This window comes from Bradyrhizobium sp. NBAIM08 (genome assembly GCF_020193935.1).
GTDB lineage: Bacteria > Pseudomonadota > Alphaproteobacteria > Rhizobiales > Xanthobacteraceae > Bradyrhizobium > Bradyrhizobium yuanmingense.
In genome coordinates, this window is the sequence record NZ_JADYVR010000615.1 from 1 (window position 1) to 426 (window position 426).

Sequence of the window (426 nt, forward strand, 5' to 3'; positions counted from 1 at the left end):
GGGTGGTGTTGCTGGTCAACGCGGGGCTTTTGTTGTGAGAAGATTTTTTGCCCGGAGACAGGGCCGGCCTTTCTCAACCTCTCAGGGTGCGGTCTGCCTGGCGCGGCGGCGGCGATGAGTGGCGAGGGCAAGGGTGCCAAGCCCCAGAAAAGCAGCGACGGACGGGTCCGGCGTGGCGGTGATGGCAAACACCACCACGCCTGCACCGGTGACAGTCGCGTCAAACCGGAAGCCGGTCACTGATTTGAGTTGATCCGTCGCCGTCAAAAATATCCGGTCCTCATAGCCGTACAGACCGCTGGTGAAATTGCTGGTGCTCCAATCCGCGTCGTTCCGCGAGACCAAGCCATCGTTGTTGAACCGGAAAATATTTGACAGGGCAGGCGCCGATGTCCAGTCCGGCCGGCTAGTCGCGACGGTGTAGGT

Annotated in this window: 1 protein-coding gene; it reads right to left on the bottom strand. The window is 61.0% G+C overall.

Annotation, left to right across the window (positions count from 1 at the left end):
• Nucleotides 1–81: 81 nt before the first annotated feature.
• Nucleotides 82–426, bottom strand: a 345-nt coding sequence (locus I6F37_RS41215) for a hypothetical protein (RefSeq protein ID WP_225154554.1), incomplete at its 5' end; no start/stop codon positions are given.